At 70.1% G+C, this 16,733-nt stretch carries 18 protein-coding genes; 7 read left to right on the top strand and 11 right to left on the bottom strand.

The features are described 5' to 3' along the window. Positions 1 to 19: 19 nt before the first annotated feature. Entirely contained in the window at positions 20 to 1,189 is a 1,170-nt protein-coding gene (locus F1721_RS08690) for an erythromycin esterase family protein (RefSeq protein ID WP_246154529.1), read from the bottom strand. A gap of 90 nt (positions 1,190 to 1,279) precedes the next feature. Between F1721_RS08690 and F1721_RS08685 the strand changes: the two genes are divergently transcribed. Further along, the gene (locus F1721_RS08685; RefSeq protein ID WP_150066018.1) at positions 1,280 to 1,969 is read left to right on the top strand and encodes a MerR family transcriptional regulator; all 690 of its coding nucleotides are present in this window, start codon (positions 1,280 to 1,282) and stop codon (positions 1,967 to 1,969) included. On the opposite strand, the gene F1721_RS08680 is transcribed toward F1721_RS08685, so the two are convergent. Continuing rightward, positions 1,942 to 3,099: an MFS transporter gene (locus F1721_RS08680; RefSeq protein ID WP_150066017.1), complete on the bottom strand. Its 1,158-nt coding sequence runs from the start codon at positions 3,097 to 3,099 to the stop codon at positions 1,942 to 1,944. The two genes, F1721_RS08685 and F1721_RS08680, sit on opposite strands and share 28 nt — an antisense overlap. Before the next feature lie 78 nt (positions 3,100 to 3,177). On the opposite strand from F1721_RS08680, the gene F1721_RS08675 reads away from it, so the two are divergent. Next, positions 3,178 to 3,612 (top strand): winged helix-turn-helix transcriptional regulator, encoded by a 435-nt coding sequence (locus F1721_RS08675; protein WP_246154527.1) that lies wholly within the window; start codon positions 3,178 to 3,180, stop codon positions 3,610 to 3,612. Between the two features lie 8 nt (positions 3,613 to 3,620). On the opposite strand, the gene F1721_RS08670 is transcribed toward F1721_RS08675, so the two are convergent. Further along, on the bottom strand, positions 3,621 to 4,214 hold the full coding sequence (locus tag F1721_RS08670) for a TetR/AcrR family transcriptional regulator (RefSeq protein WP_150066015.1): 594 nt from the start codon (positions 4,212 to 4,214) through the stop codon (positions 3,621 to 3,623). Positions 4,215 to 4,260: 46 nt separating this feature from the next. Between F1721_RS08670 and F1721_RS08665 the strand changes: the two genes are divergently transcribed. Both F1721_RS08665 and F1721_RS08660 read left to right on the top strand, forming a co-directional pair. Further along, complete coding sequence (locus tag F1721_RS08665; protein ID WP_150066014.1) at positions 4,261 to 5,016, top strand: SDR family NAD(P)-dependent oxidoreductase; 756 nt, start codon at positions 4,261 to 4,263, stop codon at positions 5,014 to 5,016. Beyond that, positions 5,004 to 5,732 carry an SDR family NAD(P)-dependent oxidoreductase gene (locus F1721_RS08660; RefSeq protein WP_150066013.1) on the top strand — a complete coding sequence of 243 codons (729 nt, stop codon included), beginning with the start codon at positions 5,004 to 5,006 and terminating at the stop codon, positions 5,730 to 5,732. Before F1721_RS08665 ends, F1721_RS08660 begins: the two co-directional genes overlap by 13 nt. Positions 5,733 to 6,060: 328 nt before the next feature. Here F1721_RS08660 and dnaB read toward each other — a convergent pair whose 3' ends face one another. From dnaB to F1721_RS08630, 6 genes are all read right to left on the bottom strand, one after another. Next, the gene (gene dnaB, locus F1721_RS08655; protein ID WP_150066099.1) at positions 6,061 to 7,458 is read right to left on the bottom strand and encodes a replicative DNA helicase; all 1,398 of its coding nucleotides are present in this window, start codon (positions 7,456 to 7,458) and stop codon (positions 6,061 to 6,063) included. Positions 7,459 to 7,876: 418 nt separating this feature from the next. After that, positions 7,877 to 8,329, bottom strand: a complete 453-nt coding sequence (rplI, locus tag F1721_RS08650) for a 50S ribosomal protein L9 (RefSeq protein ID WP_150066012.1) — start codon at positions 8,327 to 8,329, stop codon at positions 7,877 to 7,879. Between the two features lie 19 nt (positions 8,330 to 8,348). Beyond that, positions 8,349 to 8,585: a 30S ribosomal protein S18 gene (rpsR, locus tag F1721_RS08645; protein ID WP_093151213.1), complete on the bottom strand. Its 237-nt coding sequence runs from the start codon at positions 8,583 to 8,585 to the stop codon at positions 8,349 to 8,351. A gap of 45 nt (positions 8,586 to 8,630) precedes the next feature. Beyond that, a complete protein-coding gene (locus F1721_RS08640; RefSeq protein ID WP_150066011.1) occupies positions 8,631 to 9,113 on the bottom strand; it encodes a single-stranded DNA-binding protein in 483 nt (160 codons plus the stop codon). Between the two features lie 42 nt (positions 9,114 to 9,155). Beyond that, complete coding sequence (rpsF, locus tag F1721_RS08635; RefSeq protein ID WP_150066010.1) at positions 9,156 to 9,506, bottom strand: 30S ribosomal protein S6; 351 nt, start codon at positions 9,504 to 9,506, stop codon at positions 9,156 to 9,158. A 481-nt stretch (positions 9,507 to 9,987) separates the two neighbouring features. Continuing rightward, entirely contained in the window at positions 9,988 to 10,917 is a 930-nt protein-coding gene (locus tag F1721_RS08630; RefSeq protein ID WP_150066009.1) for a hypothetical protein, read from the bottom strand. Between the two features lie 157 nt (positions 10,918 to 11,074). Between F1721_RS08630 and F1721_RS08625 the strand changes: the two genes are divergently transcribed. Both F1721_RS08625 and F1721_RS08620 read left to right on the top strand, forming a co-directional pair. Beyond that, entirely contained in the window at positions 11,075 to 11,842 is a 768-nt protein-coding gene (locus F1721_RS08625) for a deoxyribonuclease IV (protein ID WP_150066008.1), read from the top strand. Positions 11,843 to 11,916: 74 nt separating this feature from the next. Further along, positions 11,917 to 13,230 (top strand): glycosyltransferase family 87 protein, encoded by a 1,314-nt coding sequence (locus F1721_RS08620; RefSeq protein ID WP_246154524.1) that lies wholly within the window; start codon positions 11,917 to 11,919, stop codon positions 13,228 to 13,230. On the opposite strand, the gene F1721_RS08615 is transcribed toward F1721_RS08620, so the two are convergent. Then, on the bottom strand, positions 13,218 to 14,183 hold the full coding sequence (locus F1721_RS08615; RefSeq protein WP_211840375.1) for a helix-turn-helix transcriptional regulator: 966 nt from the start codon (positions 14,181 to 14,183) through the stop codon (positions 13,218 to 13,220). The genes F1721_RS08620 and F1721_RS08615 overlap by 13 nt on opposite strands. Positions 14,184 to 14,267: 84 nt before the next feature. Between F1721_RS08615 and F1721_RS08610 the strand changes: the two genes are divergently transcribed. Continuing rightward, positions 14,268 to 14,666, top strand: coding sequence for a DUF3224 domain-containing protein (locus tag F1721_RS08610; protein WP_150066005.1), 399 nt, complete (start codon positions 14,268 to 14,270; stop codon positions 14,664 to 14,666). A gap of 148 nt (positions 14,667 to 14,814) precedes the next feature. Here the strand turns inward: F1721_RS08610 and F1721_RS08605 are convergent, their stop codons facing one another. Beyond that, entirely contained in the window at positions 14,815 to 16,659 is a 1,845-nt protein-coding gene (locus F1721_RS08605) for an acyl-CoA dehydrogenase (protein WP_150066004.1), read from the bottom strand. Positions 16,660 to 16,733: the final 74 nt, after the last annotated feature.

The following is a 16,733-nucleotide window of genomic DNA, read 5'->3' as shown; positions in this document are numbered from 1 at the left end:
ACCGCCCCGCCCGGTGTCCTCAATGACGATCTCCTGTCACATCCGGCCATCGCTGCCGCCCGTCGGTGTCGGCGATGAAGACGACGGCGTCCGCGCCGTCGAGCTCCGCCGGTTGCAGCGGGAGGTGGCCGCGCACGATCGGTTCCCCCGCAGCGATCGACGGGGGAAGCGCAGCGCGCAGGGCCGCTGCCGGGAACAGGGCGCGGCGCTCGGTCGCTTCGGCCAACGCACCTTGGAGGGTGCCCGGGACGCTGCGGGGGTTGGCGTCGGTGGCCACGAACGCGTAGCGGTCGCCGAGGGTGCGCGCGACGAGCGCACCGGCGCTGCCGCCCGCGCGCTGGAGGTGCGCGTTGTGCGCGAACACCAGGCTCGGCCCGCGGTGCTGCTCTTGGGCGACGATCGCCAGCAGGTTCTCGGCCATCATCTCGGCGCGCACGCCGAGCAAGGTCGCGATGCGATCGGGCCCGGAGCTGGCCATGGCCGCGTGGTAGCGCAGCAGGCCCTGGGCGGTGCGCGCGTGCGCGGCGACGTCGGCAGTGGGGCGCAGGGTGCGCAGCGCGCTGGCGAGGTCGTCGGCGATGCTGCGCAGGGCGCGAGCGCGGTCGGAGTTGCCGATGGACGCCGCCGGGTCGTACATCGCCGCCTCGTTCGTCCAGTCCGCGTCGTCACCGAGCAGCGCGTCCAAGTCGCGGACCGACTCCGGCCGCAGCGCGGCGGGCAGGTACTCGACGACCGAGCACAGCGCCTGCCGCGGGCTCGGCGCACCGGAGAACTCCACGGGCGCGTCGAAGCCGTAGAAGCGGACCCTGTCCTGCGGCGCGCGGTCGGCGTTGTGCGCGCGGAGCCATTCGAGGAGTTCGCGGTTTCCCGGCACAGCACCGAATCCGTGGCTGAACCCGGTCGCGAGCACCTCGTCGAGGTCCATCCCGGCACCGGACACGTAGTCGTCCACTGTGGATGCCGCGAAGTAGTCGGTCTCCAGCGCGATCGACCGGTAACCCCGCGCCACGAGCTGGGCGAGGAGTTCGTTGCGCAGCAGCGGAAACGCCTCGATCCCGTGCGCCGGCTCGCCCAGCGCCAGCAGGGTCGGCGAGCCGAGCAGATCGTCCACGGCGCGCCCCAGGCTCGCCGAATCGTCGAGCTGGCGGCCGATCTCCAGCACCATGAGCACCCCTTTCCGGAACAACACCACCTTCGACCGTATCGTTGAAGATCCGAGTGAAACTCGGGCAAGTTCCACCTGGCCATCGACGCTCGAAGCCTCAATCGGAGGTGCCGGTTGCGCCCCATCGACCTAGCCCGCGAGCACGGGTTGTCCGCACAAGCGGTCCGCAACTACGACGAGGCGGGCGTCCTCCCGCCGACCGAGCGCAGCGAGACCGGCTACCGCCGCTACACGCCCCTGCACGCGCAAGCCCTGCGCGCCTTCATCGCGCTGCGCCGCGGCCACGGGCACCAGCAGGCGATCGAGATCATGCGCGCGACCCACCGCGGCGACACCGAATCCGCCTACCGGCTCATCGATTCCGCGCACGTCGAGCTGCTCGCCGAACGCGACACCCGCACCGAGGTCGCCGCGGCCCTGGGCGCCCTGTCCACCACACCCCCGGCCCCGGTCCGCCCGCTGACCGTGGGCGAACTCGCGCACCGGCTCGACGTGCACCCGGCCACGCTGCGCTCCTGGGAAGCCCAGGGGATCCTGCACCCCGAACGCGACCGGGCGACGGGCTACCGCGAATACGGGCCGGACTCCGTGCGCGACGCCGAGATCGCGCGGCAACTGCGCCGCGGCGGCTACCCGCTGCCCAAGGTCGCGCAGTTCATTGCGTCGCTGCGCGAAGCGGGCGGGGCCGACGCGCTGGCCGCCTTCCTCGACGCCTGGCAGGAGCGGCTGACCACGCGCAGCCGCAACCTCCTCGCCGGGGCGGCCCAGCTCGACGCCTACCTCACCATGCTCGGCACCGGCTGAGCCGCGCTGCGCCTGTCGACTGCCCAAACCACCAGCGCGCACACCGCGAACCCGGCCCCGAGCAGACTGGATCCGCCCCACCCGCAAGCGGCGAAGACGGCGGTGGTCGTGGCCGCGCCGAGCGCGGAACCGAGCGAGTAGAAGACCATGTAGCCGCCGATGACGCTGCTCGTGCGGTCCGGGTGCGCGGCTGTGAGCAGGTGCTGGTTGCTCACGTGCACGGCCTGGACCGCGAAGTCGAGCACGACGATCCCCGCGACGAGCAGCCACAACGACCACGGCAGCTGCGCGATCGACGCCCACGACAGGACGAGCAGGACGAGCGCGAGCCCGGTGACCGCCCGCCCGGAATCCGCCCACCGTCCGGCCCGCGCCGCGCCGAGCGCACCGGCGAGACCGGCCAGGCCGAGCAGCCCGATCTGGCTCTCGCCGAGCACGCCCGCCAGCGGCAGGGACAGCCCGCTCCACAGCGTCCCGAACGACGCGAACAGGAAGAACGCGATGAGCCCGCGCGTCAGGAAGAGACGCTGCCCGAACAACCCGCCGAGCGAGGCGACGGCCCGCCCGTACCCCGCGGCCCGGCTGGCTTCCGGGGGCAGCACGACGAGGACGAGAACCGCCAGCGCGAGCGCCAGCACCGCGAGCACGGCGTAGACGCTCCGCCAACCCCACACCTCGGCGAGCGCGCCGGTGACGACCCGCGCGCCCAGGATGCCGACCACGACGCCCGAGGTCACGACGCCGATGTTCCGCCCGCGCTCAGCAGGTGCCGAGATCGACGCGGCGTAGGCCACCGCGGTCTGCACCACGACCGCGAACACCCCGGCCACCGCGAGCCCCGCGAACGCCACCCACGCGACCGACGCCGAAGCCGCCAGGACCATGCCCACCGCGGTGAGCGCCAGGTGCCCGGCGATGAGCCGACGCCGGTCGACGACATCGCCCAGCGGCACCAGCAGCACCAGCCCGACCAGGTAGCCGATCTGACCGGTCGCGACGATCCACCCGGCGAGCTCCGCCGGTACCCCGAGCTCGCGCCCCATCGGCTCCAGAACCGGCTGTGCTGCGTAGATGCTCGCCACGGCGACACCGCACACCACCGCGAGCAGCAACCGACGCCCCACGTCCAACCCCAATCAGTAGCAATTCGCAACCGATCGAGACCGTACGGCACAATGGTTTCAATCTGCAACTCATCGGGAGGTGCCGTGCCGCCGAACTGGACCGACCCGGACTGCCCCGTCGCCCGCGCGCTCGACCTCGTCGGCGACCGGTGGAGCCTGCTCGTCATCCGCGACGCGATGGACGGGGCGCGCTCGTTCACCGAGTTCCAGCGGCGCACCGGCATCGCCCGCAACATCCTCACCGACCGCCTCCGCAAGCTGACCGCCCACGGACTCCTCGACCAGCGCACCGCCCCCTCGGGCCGCCGCCGGGAGTACGTGCTCACCGACACCGGCCGCGACCTCTTCCCGGTCGTCCTCACCCTCCGGCAGTGGGGCGAGCGCCACGCCTTCGAACCCGGCGAACCCCGCTCCGCCCTCGTCGACCAGCACGGCACCCCGGTACCGGAGATCGCACCGACCAGCGCCGACGGCACCCCGCTCAACGCGGAGAACACCCAGGTCCAGAAGATCCGCTGACGGCCCGATCAGAGGGCGGCGGGTTCCCCGGGTAGTTCAGGGCCGGAATTTGCAGTTCCGGCAAGCAGCACGGCGAGCACCCGGTCTCGTTGCACGGCACCGGCGTGGAGGTCCAGACAGTTCTGCGTCATCCCCGCCGCAGCGGCGGCGAGGAACGGTACGTCGGCCCACGACAGGTCCGGGCGCACGGCGCCAGCCCGCTGTGCCCGTTCGGTCACCCGGCGGATGAGATCGCGCAAACGTTCGCGCGCCTTGTCGGCCTCGGGACTTCCGCCCTGCGCGGCCAGCGCGTCCGACAGACCCTTGTTCTCCACCTGGGACAGCGTGAACGCCCGCAACAGCCGGGCGAAACCCTGGCCCGGATCGGGATCCTCGAGCGCGGCTCGCGCCTTGTCCTCCAGTTCTTCGACAACCTCCAGCAGGATCGTCTCGAGCAACGCCTGTCGAGACGGGAAGCGCCGGTAGAACGTGCCCGGTCCGACACCGGCCCGCTTGACGATCTCGTTGGTCGACACCTCGAGCCCGACTTCCGCGACGGCCTTTCGCGCCGCCGCGACCAGCGCCGCCTCACTTCGCCGGGCGTCCGCCCGCAGTCTTCCCATGCACCCAACGCTAGACGGAGAAGCCCTCTCCGTCTAGCGTTGGGGAATGACCAGACGAATGTGGCTGCTCACCGGCGCGTCCGGCGGACTGGGCTCGGCGCTGGCGCGTGCGGCATCCGCGGGCGGGGACGAGGTATTCGCGATCAGCCGCAAATCCGTGGACATCAACGACCCCGAGCAGGTTCGGCGGGCTGTGGCCGAGGCCGTCGCTGCTCTCGGCCGGATCGACGTCGTGGTGAACAACGCCGGGTATGCGGCGGCCGGCGCCTTCGAGGAGCTGTCCGCCTCGGCGCTGCGCGAACAGTTCGAGGTCAACTTCTTCGCGGCCGCCGACGTCCTGCGTGCGACGTTGCCGTACCTGCGGGCCGCTCGCTCGGGTCATATCGTGCAGATCAGCTCGCTGGCCGGTCAGATCGGCGCCCCTGGGATGAGCGCGTACACGGCGAGCAAACACGCGCTCGAAGGGTTGTCGGTATCGCTCGCCGAGGAGTTGGCTCCGTTCGGCATCCGCGTCAGCATCGTCGAACCGGGCGCCATCAACACGGGCTTTCGCCGGAGCTGGGCCGAACGCGAGCGTCCCGGGACGATCGCCAACTACGACGATCTCGCCGCCCGGCTCGACCACATCGGGCGCGACGCTCGGCGGCCGACCGAGCCGGAGGAAGTGGCGGCCGCGATCATCGCGCTGGTCGACCTGCCGGAACCGCCGTTGCGGCTCGTCGTCGGCAGCGATGCCGCTGCCGGAATCCGCGCCGCCCGGACCCGCCAGCTGGCTGAGTTGGAGACCCGATGGATCGCCTGACCGGCAAGACCGCGTTGATCACCGGCGGCAGCGAGGGAATTGGCCTTGCCATCGCCACGGCGTTCGCGCGGGAAGGGGCGAACCTCGTGCTCCTCGCGCGCGACAGCCGGAAGCTCGACGCCGTGACGTTGCCGAACACGCGCACCGTTGCCGTTGACCTCAACGACGAGGACGCACTCGTCGCCGCTGTCGGATCCCTGGACGTCGACGTGCTCGTGAACAACGTCGGCGTCTCGCACATGCCGCCGCTGTCCGAGCTCACCAAGCCCCAGTTCGACGCGATGGTGCACCTCAACCTGCGCGTACCGGTGCTGCTGACCCAGTTGCTGCGCGAGCGGCTGAGCGCGATCGTGAACATCTCCAGCTACTGGGCGGACAAAATGGTCGCCGGGCGCCCCTCCTCGGTCTATTCGGCCACCCGCGGCGCGCTCAACTCGCTCACCAAGGCACTGGCCAACGAACTCGGTCCGCATGTCCGGGTCAACGCCATCGCACCCGGCTCGATCCGCACGCCGACGTTCGAACGCACCTACCTCGCGCAGATGACCTCGGAACAGCGCGCGGATTACGAGCACTACGTCCACGACGCGTATCCGGCCCAGCGGATCGGCGAACCCGAGGACGTGGCCGAAGCCGCCGTCTACCTCGCCTCAGACGACGCCCGCTGGGTGACCGGCACAGTGCTGCAAGTCGACGGCGGACTGACGGTCAGATAGGTTTCGTAGCACTTCTCCGGCGGCGCGGTCGGGTCAACGGCCCGCGCCCTCGGGCCGCTTGTGACCGCCACCGCCATCTGGCTCCAGCGGTGACGGCCATGGCGGCCTCGATGAGCTCAAACGGCTCAGCGACCGGGCACTCGCCGCTGTCCGCGCCGAATGCATGACGTCCCACGGCAGCGGCACGGAGTTCCCCGTCAGCGCGTTCTAAGCCGCGGTGAGCTGTGCGCTGGTCGAGTTCGGCCCGGCGCAAGCGCGACATGCCGCGCAGCTCCTCGTCCTGAATGAGAAAGCGAAGTCAGCTTCGAGCAGCTACCCGACGAGTGCGCTACTCCTGGGCCATGTCGACGAAGCGGCTGTAGTGGAGCTGGTGGGCCACGGTGACCGTGGCCGTCGGACCGGCGCGGTGCTTGGCCAGGATCAGGTCGGCCTCGCCCATGCGCGGGTCGTCGCGCTCGAACGCGTCCGGCCGGTGGATCAGGATCACCATGTCCGCGTCCTGCTCCAGGCTGCCCGATTCGCGAAGATCGGACAGTTGCGGCTTTTTGTCCGTTCTTTGTTCCGGGCCTCGGTTGAGCTGGGAGATCGCGACCAGCGGGACCTCGAGCTCCTTGGCCAGCAGCTTGAGGTTCCGGGAGAACTCCGAGACCTCCTGCTGACGGGACTCGACGCGCTTGCCCGAGGTCATCAGCTGCATGTAGTCCACCACGATGAGCTGGATGTCGTGGCGCTGCTTGAGCCGCCGGGCCTTGGCGCGGATCTCCATCATGGTCAGGTTCGGCGAGTCGTCGATGTAGATCGGTGCCTCGCTGATCTCGCTCATCCGCCGGGCCAACCTGGTCCAGTCGTCGTCGGTCATCCGACCACCGCGCATGTCGCCCAGCCGGATCCGCGCCTCGGCGGAGAGCATGCGCATGACGATCTCGGTGCGCCCCATCTCCAGCGAGAAGATGACGCTCGCCATCCCGTGCTTCACCGACGCTGACCTGGCAAAATCCAGTCCCAGGGTGGATTTGCCCACACCGGGACGGGCCGCGACGATGATCATCTGGCCTGCGTGGAGGCCGTTGGTGAGGGCGTCGAGGTCCGCGAAGCCGGTGGGGACCCCTTGGGATTCGCCACCTCGGGACGCGATCGCGTCGATCTCGTCCATCGTCGGCTGGAGGAGTTCTTCGAGGGCGTGGTAGTCCTCGCTCGCCCGGCGTTCCGTGACGTCGTAGATCGCCGCCTGGGCGCGGTCCACGACCTCTTCGATCGGGGCGCCCTCGGAGCCGTGGTAGCCGAGCTGGACGATGCGGGTGCCCGCCTCCACCAGGCGGCGCAGGACCGCCTTCTCCGCGACGATCTCCGCGTAGTAGCCCGCGTTCGCCGCGGTCGGGACCGTGGCGATCAGCGTGTGCAGGTAGGGGGCGCCGCCGACCTTGAGCAGCTCCTGGCGGCGCTCCAGCTCCGCGGACACCGTGATCGCGTCCGCCGGTTCGCCGCGGCCGTAGAGGTCCAGGATGCAGTCGTAGATCGCCTGGTGCGCCGGGCGGTAGAAGTCGTTCGGGCTGAGCGCCTCGACCACGTCGGCGATCGCGTCCTTGCTCAGCATCATGCCGCCGAGCACGGACTGCTCGGCCGCCAGGTCCTGCGGGGGTTGCCGCTCGAAGGTGCCGCCGGCGGGGCCGCTGCTGCTGCCGCCGTCGTCGTCGTCGAAGTAGGGGTCTTCGGGTTCCTCGGGCACCGCCACCTGACCCGGTCACCTCCTCCGGAAGACCATCGCGCGCGGTGGGCGCGCGGGCACGCGCGCGAAGCTAGATCGCCCGCTCGGAGCAGGCAAATCAAGCTGTGGACAAAGCTCGGGACAACCTGTGGATAGATCGAATCGACCTGGGGATAACTCGCCGCAGCCTTCCGCGCAGCTGGGGACAACTTGGGGACAACTCGTCAGAAGTGACAAGAATCCCCAGGTCAGAGGCTGTGCGTAGGCTGTGGAAGAAATCCGTGGAAAAGTGTGGGCGTGTCGCGCTGCTCGGCGTGTCGGGACCGGTGGAACTCCGTCGTCACCGTGACCGCCGGTGCGCGCGCCGACCTCGGCACCGCCCACCCGTCACCCGGAGGTCGGAGTGGGCGGTGCCGAGGGTCGAACCGGTGCTACCGGGTCACTGCTCCTTGGTGACCTGGACGCTGACGTTGGCCGCCACGTCCGGGTGCAGCTGCACGTCGACGACGTGCTTGCCCAGCGACTTGATGTGGCCGCGCAGGCTGACCGAACGCTTGTCCAGGTTCGGGCCGCCCGCCTTGCGGACCGCGGCGACGACGTCGCCGGTGGTGATCGAGCCGAACAGCTTGCCCTGCGGCGAGACCTTGGCGGTCAGCGTGACCCCGCCCAGGTTCTGCAGCTGCTGCTTGAGCTCGTGGGCGTGCTCCAGGTTCCGCACCCGGCGGTTCTCCTGGACGCGGCGGATCGTCTCGATCTGCTTCTGCGCGCCCTTGGTGGCCACGATGGCCAGGCCCTTGGGCAGCAGGTAGTTGCGCGCGTAGCCGTCCTTGACCTCGACGATGTCGCCGGACTCGCCGAGGTTGGAGACGTCAGCGGTGAGGATGATCTTCACGACGTGGCTCCTTTCCTGATCAGCGAGCGGTCGAGGTGTAGGGCAGCAGCGCCATCTCGCGGGCGTTCTTCACCGCGATCGCGACGTCGCGCTGGTGCTGGCTGCAGTTGCCGGTCACGCGACGGGCACGGATCTTGCCGCGGTCGGAGATGTACTTCCGCAGCAGGGTCGTGTCCTTGTAGTCGATCTGCGCCGCCTTGTCCTTGCAGAAAACGCAGACCTTCTTCTTCGGCTTGCGCACGGGCGCCTTGGCCATCGGTCTTCCTCCTGAACGAAAACTTCGAGAGCGTTGTCGCCGCGCTTAGAACGGCGGCTCGTCGCTGAACCCACCGCCGGAACCGGCAGGTGGTGCGGAACCCCACGGGTCGTCGGCCGGCGGACCGGCCGGGCCGCCACCGCCGCTGAAACCGCTGCCGCCCCGGCTGACCTTGTTGACCTTGGCGGTCGCGTAGCGCAGGGACGGACCGATCTCGTCGACCTCGAGCTCGACGACGGTGCGCTTCTCGCCCTCCTTCGTCTCGAAGGAGCGCTGGCGCAGCCTGCCCTGCACGACCACCCGCATGCCGCGGGTCAGCGACTCGGCCACGTTCTCCGCTGCCTGCCGCCAGATGTTGCAGCGCAGGAAGAGGGCTTCGCCGTCCTTCCACTCGCCGGTCTGGCGGTCGAAGGTCCGGGGCGTGGAGGCGACCGTGAAGTTCGCGACCGCGGCACCGGACGGGGTGAAGCGCAGCTCCGGGTCGGCGGTCAGGTTGCCGACCACCGTGATTACCGTTTCACCAGCCATGACCTGGGGACTCCAGTCTGGTCGTTAGCGGTTCGGGCCGGATCAGGCGTTGGCCTGAGCAGCGCGGGCCTTGGCGGCGCGCGCGGCCTTGCGGGGCTCGACGACCTTGCGCAGGACCTTGGTCCGCAGGATCGACTCGTTGAGGTTCAGCTGCCGGTCCAGCTCCTTGATGGTGGCCGGCTCGCTGTTGAGGTCCAGGACGACGTAGATGCCCTCGGAGTTCTTGTCGATCTCGTAGGACAGCCGACGGCGGCCCCAGACGTCGACCTTCTCGACGGTGCCACCGTCGTTGCGGACGACGTTGAGGAAGTTCTCCATGGACGGAGCGACGGTGCGCTCGTCCAGGCTCGGGTCCAGGATGACCATGAGCTCGTAATGACGCATGAAGACCATTCACCTCCTGTGGGCTCACGGCCATGGGCTCTCCATGGCAGGAGGGTCGTTCGCGTCGACGAACTGGACAAGGCTAGCAAGGCCCGCCGACGCCCGAGCGGACGGGGCGACGCGCCAGAAGTGCGGCTTGCTCACCGCGCACAGAGGGGTCGCAGTTTCAATTGAAACTGTGGTCCGGCGTGGGGGCGGATTGCAGTTTCCATTGAGCCTTTTTCATCCTGCCCGTGGACCGCAGCCGCGAAGGGCGAACGGCACCGACCGGCAGGTGTCGCATGCGCCGCCAGGCGCATAACCCACCCTCGCATCGCACCGCCGCAGGTTCACGGTGCCCACCCCTCCGGGGTTCCTTCCGGCGAGGACGGCCCTGACGCCGTGTATTGGCATACATAAGTCAGGGCACCCACAGCCAGGCGGGCGCTGAGGTTCCGCCACCGGCACCGCCACGCAGAACGAGGCTGGAAAAACCTCAGTGAAACTGTGGTCACTGGCGGCGGAGGACCCAGCTGCGGACCAGGGCCGCGGTGGCCACCGCGAGGGCGATGGAGGCGAGCAGCACCGGGACCGCGACGCGCTCGGTCACCTCGGTGGGCAGCGCTTCGGCCCGGCCTGCGGCGAGGACCTCGTCCTGCTGCTCGCGGGCCTTCTGCTGCTCGGCGTTCTGCTTGACCAGGTCCCCGATGTTGGGCGTCATGCCGGGTGCTTGGCCGTAGTGGCCCTGCGCCCAGGTCAGCGCCGAGCCCCGCAGTTCGGGCGGCAGGACGCTCATCGCCGACGGCGCTCCGCCGGGCTGCGGGACGAAGGACCTCGGGTCCGGCGGGAGCAGCTCCGGGCTCGGCGCGGGCGGAGGCGGCGGCTGCTCCGACGACGGGGGTGGCGGCGGAGGTGGCTGCTCCGAGGACGGCGGCGGCGGGGGCGGCGGTTCTTCCTGCTCGGGCGCTTGGGCGTGCACGGTCACCGCGTTGCCGAGGGCGACGAGGTTGGTGAAGTGCCAGCGCACCGCGTCGACCTTGTCCTCCGGCAGGCCGATCTCGGCGAGCCGCGGTCCGGCCGCCTCGGCGATGTCCTTGCCCGAGTAGAAGGTGCGGCCCTCGGGAGCGGTGCCGAGCGTGATCGGGCTCAGCGCCGCGAAGCGCTCGCTGGCGTCCTTGGCCTGGCCGAAGGCCAGCGGCATGGCCAGCAGCACCGCTTCGCGGACCTTGAAGTCCAGGGTGCTGGGCTTGACCGCGACCTGCTGGCCGGGCACCGCGTCGACGATGGCCAGGGGCTTGTCGACGATCAGCGGTTCGACGGCGTGCGCGGTCCCGGCGCCGAGGAAGGTGCTCGCGGTGAGGGCGAGGCCGACGAGTCCGGCCGACAGGCCCCGGCTGCGGACCTTCGGCTTGATCAGCGGGTTGGGCCCCCGTCCACCCATGGCTCGCCTCCCCAGGATGCGCGATTCGGTGATCACTGTCTCAGACGTGAACCTCTCAGATCTGTACAACGGTTGAACACCGCCATTGGTGACGGGCCGGTTCCGTTTCCACCTCGTGGGATGCGGGCCGTGTCGGCGGGACGCCTAGACTTCGGGCATGCGTATCGGCGCCCACGTCCGCGATGACGACCCGTTGACCGCCGCCGCCGAGCGCGGTGCGGAGGTCGTGCAGTTCTTCCTCTCCGACCCGCAGGGCTGGAAGGCCCCGAAGCCGCACCCGCAGGCCGAGCAGCTGCGCAGCAGCGACCTGGCGGTGTTCATCCACGCACCGTACGTGATCAACGTGGCGTCGTTGAACAACCGGATCCGGATCCCGTCGCGCAAGGCGGTGGGCCAGCAGGCGAAGGCGGCGGCCGAGGTCGGCGCGCAGGGGTTGATCGTGCACGGCGGGCACGTGACCAAGGACGACGAGCCGGGCGAGGGCGTGGCGAACTGGCGCAAGCTGTTCGAGCGGCAGGCCGCGGACGGCGGGTTCGAGGTGCCGGTGCTGATCGAGAACACCGCGGGCGGGGCGAACGCGATGGCGCGGAAGTTCGACGCGCTGGCCCGGTTGTGGGACGCGGTCGGCGAGTTCGGCGCGGGGTTCTGCCTGGACACCTGCCACGCGCACGCGGCGGGCGAGGAGCTGCTGGACGTCGTGGACCGGGTCAAGGCGATCACCGGCCGGATCGACCTGGTGCACCTGAACGACTCGCGGGACGAGTTCGGTTCGTCGCGGGACCGGCACGCCAACATCGGCGCGGGCACCATCGACCCGGACCTGCTGGTGGCGGTCTGCGCGAGCGCGGGCGCCCCGGTGGTGGTGGAGACCCCGGACGCGGGCCAGGCCGACGACATCGCCTTCCTGCGCGGCAAGGTGCAGTGATCTTCTCGAGGTAGCGGACGGGCGGAGGGATCGGCATCAGCAGGACGGCTCGCGGGCTGACCATCTCCGGTCTGGTGGCGCTGTGCGTGCTGACCGCGCTGTCGTTGGCGCTGGGGTACGCGAACAAGGCGCGCTGCACCGGTCCGGAGTTCGACGAGTGGGGGCGTTCGGAGCCCGCGTACCAGGAGCGGGCGTACGGCGACGTCTGCTACTCCGACATCCAGAACCTGTGGATCGGCCGGGACATCGACCGGCACGTGTTCCCGTACGTGCACGGCGGGATCGAGCCGGACGGTTCGCTGTACGGCGGGGTGGTCGAGTACCCGGTGCTGTCCGGGGTGCTGATGTGGGCGGGGGCGTTCTTCGTCGACACCGATGCGGGTTTCCTCGCGGCGTCGGCGCTGTTGATGGCCCCGTTCGGGCTCGCGACCGCGTGGTGGCTGGGCCGGTTGAGCGGGTGGCGCGCGCTGTTGTGGGCGTTGTCGCCGCCGCTGGTGCTTTACGCGTTCCACAACTGGGATCTGCCGGTCGTGGCGTGCGCGGTCGCGGCGGTGTTCGTGGTCCACCGGTGGACGTCGGTGTCGTTGCGGCGGCGCGCGACGGTGGCCGCGGTGATCCTCGGTCTCGGGTTCGCGCTGAAGATCTACCCGGCGCTGTTCGTGCTGCCGCTGGCGTTGCACGTGCTGACCAGCGGGCGCGAGCGCTGGGACGTGCGCGGGGCGCTGCAGGTGGTGGGGGCTTCGGTGGCCACCGCGGTGGTGGTGAACGTGCCGTTCATGATCGCCGGGTTCGGCGGGTGGGCGGCGTCGTTCGAGTTCCAGTCGCGGCGGCAGGTGGACATCAGCACGAACTCGATCTGGTACTGGGGTTTCCGGCACTGGACGGATTCGGCGGACTTCCAGTCGGCGATGGGCGTGGTTTCTCCGCTGCTGGTTCTGCTGTCGTTCGCGATCGCGTGCGCGGTGGGGTGGCTGCGGTTCGAGCGGTGCGGGACCTACCCGTGGGTGCCGGTGTCGGCGGCGATGCTGTGCGGGTTCCTGCTGCTGCACAAGGTGCACTCGCCGCAGTACACGTTGTGGCTGCTGCCGTTCTTCGTGCTGGTGAACGTGCGCTGGGGGTGGATCGCGGCGTACCTGGTGGCGGACGTGGCGATGGGGATCAGCATCTTCCGCTGGCTGTACCTGAACATGACCGGTGAGGCGAGCGGCATCCACGACGGTTTCACCGCGCAGGCGCTGATGATCGGGGTGTGGGGCCGGGCGGCGCTGCTGGTCGGCCTGTTCATCGCGTTCCTGTCCGCGCGGTCCACTGTGGATTCACCGGGCGCGCGGCGCGTTCTGCCTGGTCGCGCGGCTCCCGAGGTTCCGTCGCGGGCTCAGGAGGCGTAGCGGGTCGCGAGGGCGGTGACGGTTTCCGCGACGGCCGCGCGGAGTTCGGGCGGGTCGAGGACTTCGGCTTCCGCGCCGAGGCGGAGGACGTCGTGGACGGCGACGGCGGTCTTCTCGACCGGCAGGTCGACCTCCACCCAGCCCTGCTCGTCCGGGGGACCGGCTTCGGCCAGGGCGCGGGTGCCCTTCGCGCCGAACTGCGCGGGCAGGAGGCGTTGCGCGGTCGGTGAGATCCGCAGCCGGGCCGTTCCGCGCACCATCGAGGCCTCCATCCGCCGGGACGATTCCGCCCAGCTCGCGGCGAGGTCGAAACCCGTTGGGCGGGTGAAGGTCCCGGGCCCGGTCCGCACGTCGAGGAAGCGCGAGATGCGGTAGGTGCGGACGGCCTCGCCGGTGCGGGCCACCAGGTACCAGATGCCGCCCTTGAGCACGATGCCCAGCGGGTGGAGTTCGCGGTGCACTTCGCCGTTCCAGCGGCGGTAGTGCGCGTGCAGGACGCGCTGTTCCCAGACCGCGCGGGCGATCTCGGCCAGGTGCGGCACTTCGTCGGCGTCCCGGAACCAGCCCGGGGCGTCGAGGTGGAAGCGGTCCTGGATGCGGCGGGCCCGCTCGGCCAGCTCCGCGGGCAGCGCGGCCTGCACCTTCAGCTGCGCGGTGGCCAGCACGGCGCCGAGGCCGAGGTCGTGCGCCGGGCCGGGCGCGCCGGACAGGAACAGGGAACCGGCTTCGGCGTCGGTGAGCCCGGTGAGGCGGGTGCGGTAGCCGTCGAGCAGGCGGTAGCCGCCGTCGGGGCCGCGGTCGGCGCAGACCGGCACGCCCGCCGCGCCGAGGGCTTCGACGTCGCGGTAGACGGTGCGGACCGACACCTCCAGCTCGGCGGCGAGCTCGGTCGCGGTCATCCGGCCGCGGTTCTGCAGCAGCAGGAGGAGGGTGAGCAGGCGGTCGGCGCGCATGCCGGGAATCCTGCCGCGGCTACCTGACAGGAGGTGTCAGGTACGGCGTCGATGCTGGTGGCAGCACTGATCGGGAGGATTTCCATGCAGACCACCGGCCACTTCACCGTCGCCCGCTGGGACGAGCGCATCATCGGCGCGGACGAGCACCCGAAGCTCGCGCACGCCTCGATCACCAACACCTTCACCGGCGGCATCGAGGCGACCGACGTCGCCTGCGAGTACACCCTCGTCTACAGCGGCGACCTGACCGGCGCGTTCACCGGGATGCAGCTGGTGCGCGGCGCCCTCGACGGGCGGAAGGGGTCGTTCGCCGTCCAGGAGCGCGGCCACTTCGGCGCGGACGGCAAGATCCGCAGCACCTTCGAGGTGGTGCCGGGTTCGGGCACCGACGAGCTGGCCGGGCTGCGCGGCACCGGCGAGTACACCGCCGAGCACGGGGTGCCCGCGGTGCCCTTCACCTTCGACTACGAGCTGGGCTGAGCGCCGTCGTCGGCTCACCTCGTGCAGGTGGGGGGCACGTGAGTGTTTTAGCCCCAGAAACCGACCAGCGCAGACGGAGCCGGGAACGACTTCGGGCGCAGCTCCGGGGAGGAGCTGCGCCCGAGGTCAGCGGGGGTTCACCGGTGGATCAGAAGGCGGACTCGTCGAGCTCCATCAGCGAGTTGTCGGCCGCCTCGATGATCTTGCGGCGACCGGTCAGCTCCGGCAGCACGTTCTTGGCGAAGAACCGGGCCACCGCGACCTTGCCCTGGTAGAAGGGCTCGTCCTTGGCGGAGGCGCCCGCGTCCAGCGCGGCCAGCGCGATCTCGGCCTGGCGCAGCAGCAGCCAGCCGATGAGCAGGTCGCCCATGCTCATCAGGAACGACACGGCGTGCTGGCCGACCTTGTAGATGTTCTTGACGTCCTCCTGCGAGGAGGTCAAGAACTCGATCATCGTGCCGAGCATGCCCTGGGCGTCCTGCAGCGCCCGGCCGACCAGCGCGCGCTCCTCCTTGAGCCGCTCGTCGGCGTTCTCGGCCTCCAGGGTCGCCTGGATCTCGGCGGCGACGTGGCCGATCGCGGCGCCGTTGTTGCGGACGATCTTGCGGAAGAAGAAGTCCTGCGCCTGGATCGCGGTGGTGCCCTCGTACAGGCTGTCGATCTTGGAGTCGCGGATGTACTGCTCGATCGGGTAGTCCTGCAGGAAGCCGGAGCCGCCCAGGGTCTGCAGCGACAGGGACAGCATCTCGTAGGCCCGCTCCGAGCCGACGCCCTTGACGATCGGCAGCAGCAGGTCGTTGACCTGCTCGGCGGTGCTGAAGTCGGTGCCCTCGTGCTGGCCCTGGAAGACCTGGTCCTGGAAGGAGGCGGTGTAGAGGTACACCGACCGCAGACCTTCCGCGTAGGCCTTCTGCAGCATCAGGATGCGCCGCACGTCGGGGTGGTTGGTGATGGTGACGCGCGGGGCGGTCTTGTCCGCGGCCCGGGTCAGGTCCGCGCCCTGCACGCGCTCCTTGGCGTATTCCAGCGCGTTGAGGTAGCCGGTGGACAGGGTGCCGATGGCCTTGGTGCCGACCATCATCCGGGCGTACTCGATGACCTGGAACATCTGCGCGATGCCGTCGTGCACCTCGCCGAGCAGCCAGCCCTTGGCCGGGACGCCGTGCTGGCCGAAGGTCAGCTCGCAGGTGGCCGAGGCGTTCAGGCCCATCTTGTGCTCGACGTTGGTGACGAAGGCGCCGTTGCGCTCGCCGGGCTCACCGGTGGTGCCGTCGAAGTGGAACTTGGGCACCAGGAACAGGCTCAGGCCCTTGGTGCCGGGCTTGGCCTCGATGCCGGGGCCCTCGGGGCGGGCCAGCACCAGGTGCATGATGTTCTCGGTCATGTCCTGGTCGGCGGAGGTGATGAACCGCTTGACGCCCTCGATGTGCCAGGAGCCGTCCTCCTGCTTGACCGCCTTGGTGCGGCCGGCGCCGACGTCGGAGCCCGCGTCGGGCTCGGTGAGCACCATGGTGGCGCCCCAGCCGCGCTCGATCATCAGCTCGGCCCAGCGGCGCTGCTCCTCGGTGCCGTTGCGCCACAGGATCGTCGCGAAGTTCGGGCCCGCCATGTACATGTAGATCGCCGGGTTGGCGCCGAGGATGAGCTCGGCGGCCGACCAGATCACGCTCGGCGGGGTGCCGTAGCCGCCGAGCTCGTCCGGCAGGCTCAGCCGCCACCACTCGCCGTCGATGACCGCCTGGTAGGACTTCTTGAAGCCCTCGGGCAGGGTCACCGAGTGGGTGGCCGGGTCGAACTGGGCCGGGTTGCGGTCGCCTTCCACGAAGGAGTCGGCCAGGGGCCCGGTGGCGAGCTCGTTGAGTTCGGTGAGCACGCCGCGCACGGTGTCCTCGTCGGACTGCTCGAAAGCGCCCTTGCCCAGCCGTTCCTGCACCTTGAACAGCTCGAACAGGTTGAACTCGAGGTCTCGTACGTTGCTCTTGTAGTGGCCCATGGAAAGGCTCCCTCTTGCACGCTGCTGCGGGTGGGCCCGGCTCGAGCCCTTACTCGTCGGTAACAAGAGGGTAT

Source organism: Saccharopolyspora hirsuta (assembly GCF_008630535.1).
GTDB lineage: Bacteria > Actinomycetota > Actinomycetes > Mycobacteriales > Pseudonocardiaceae > Saccharopolyspora > Saccharopolyspora hirsuta.
This window is presented reverse-complemented; position numbering and strand designations above follow the sequence as displayed.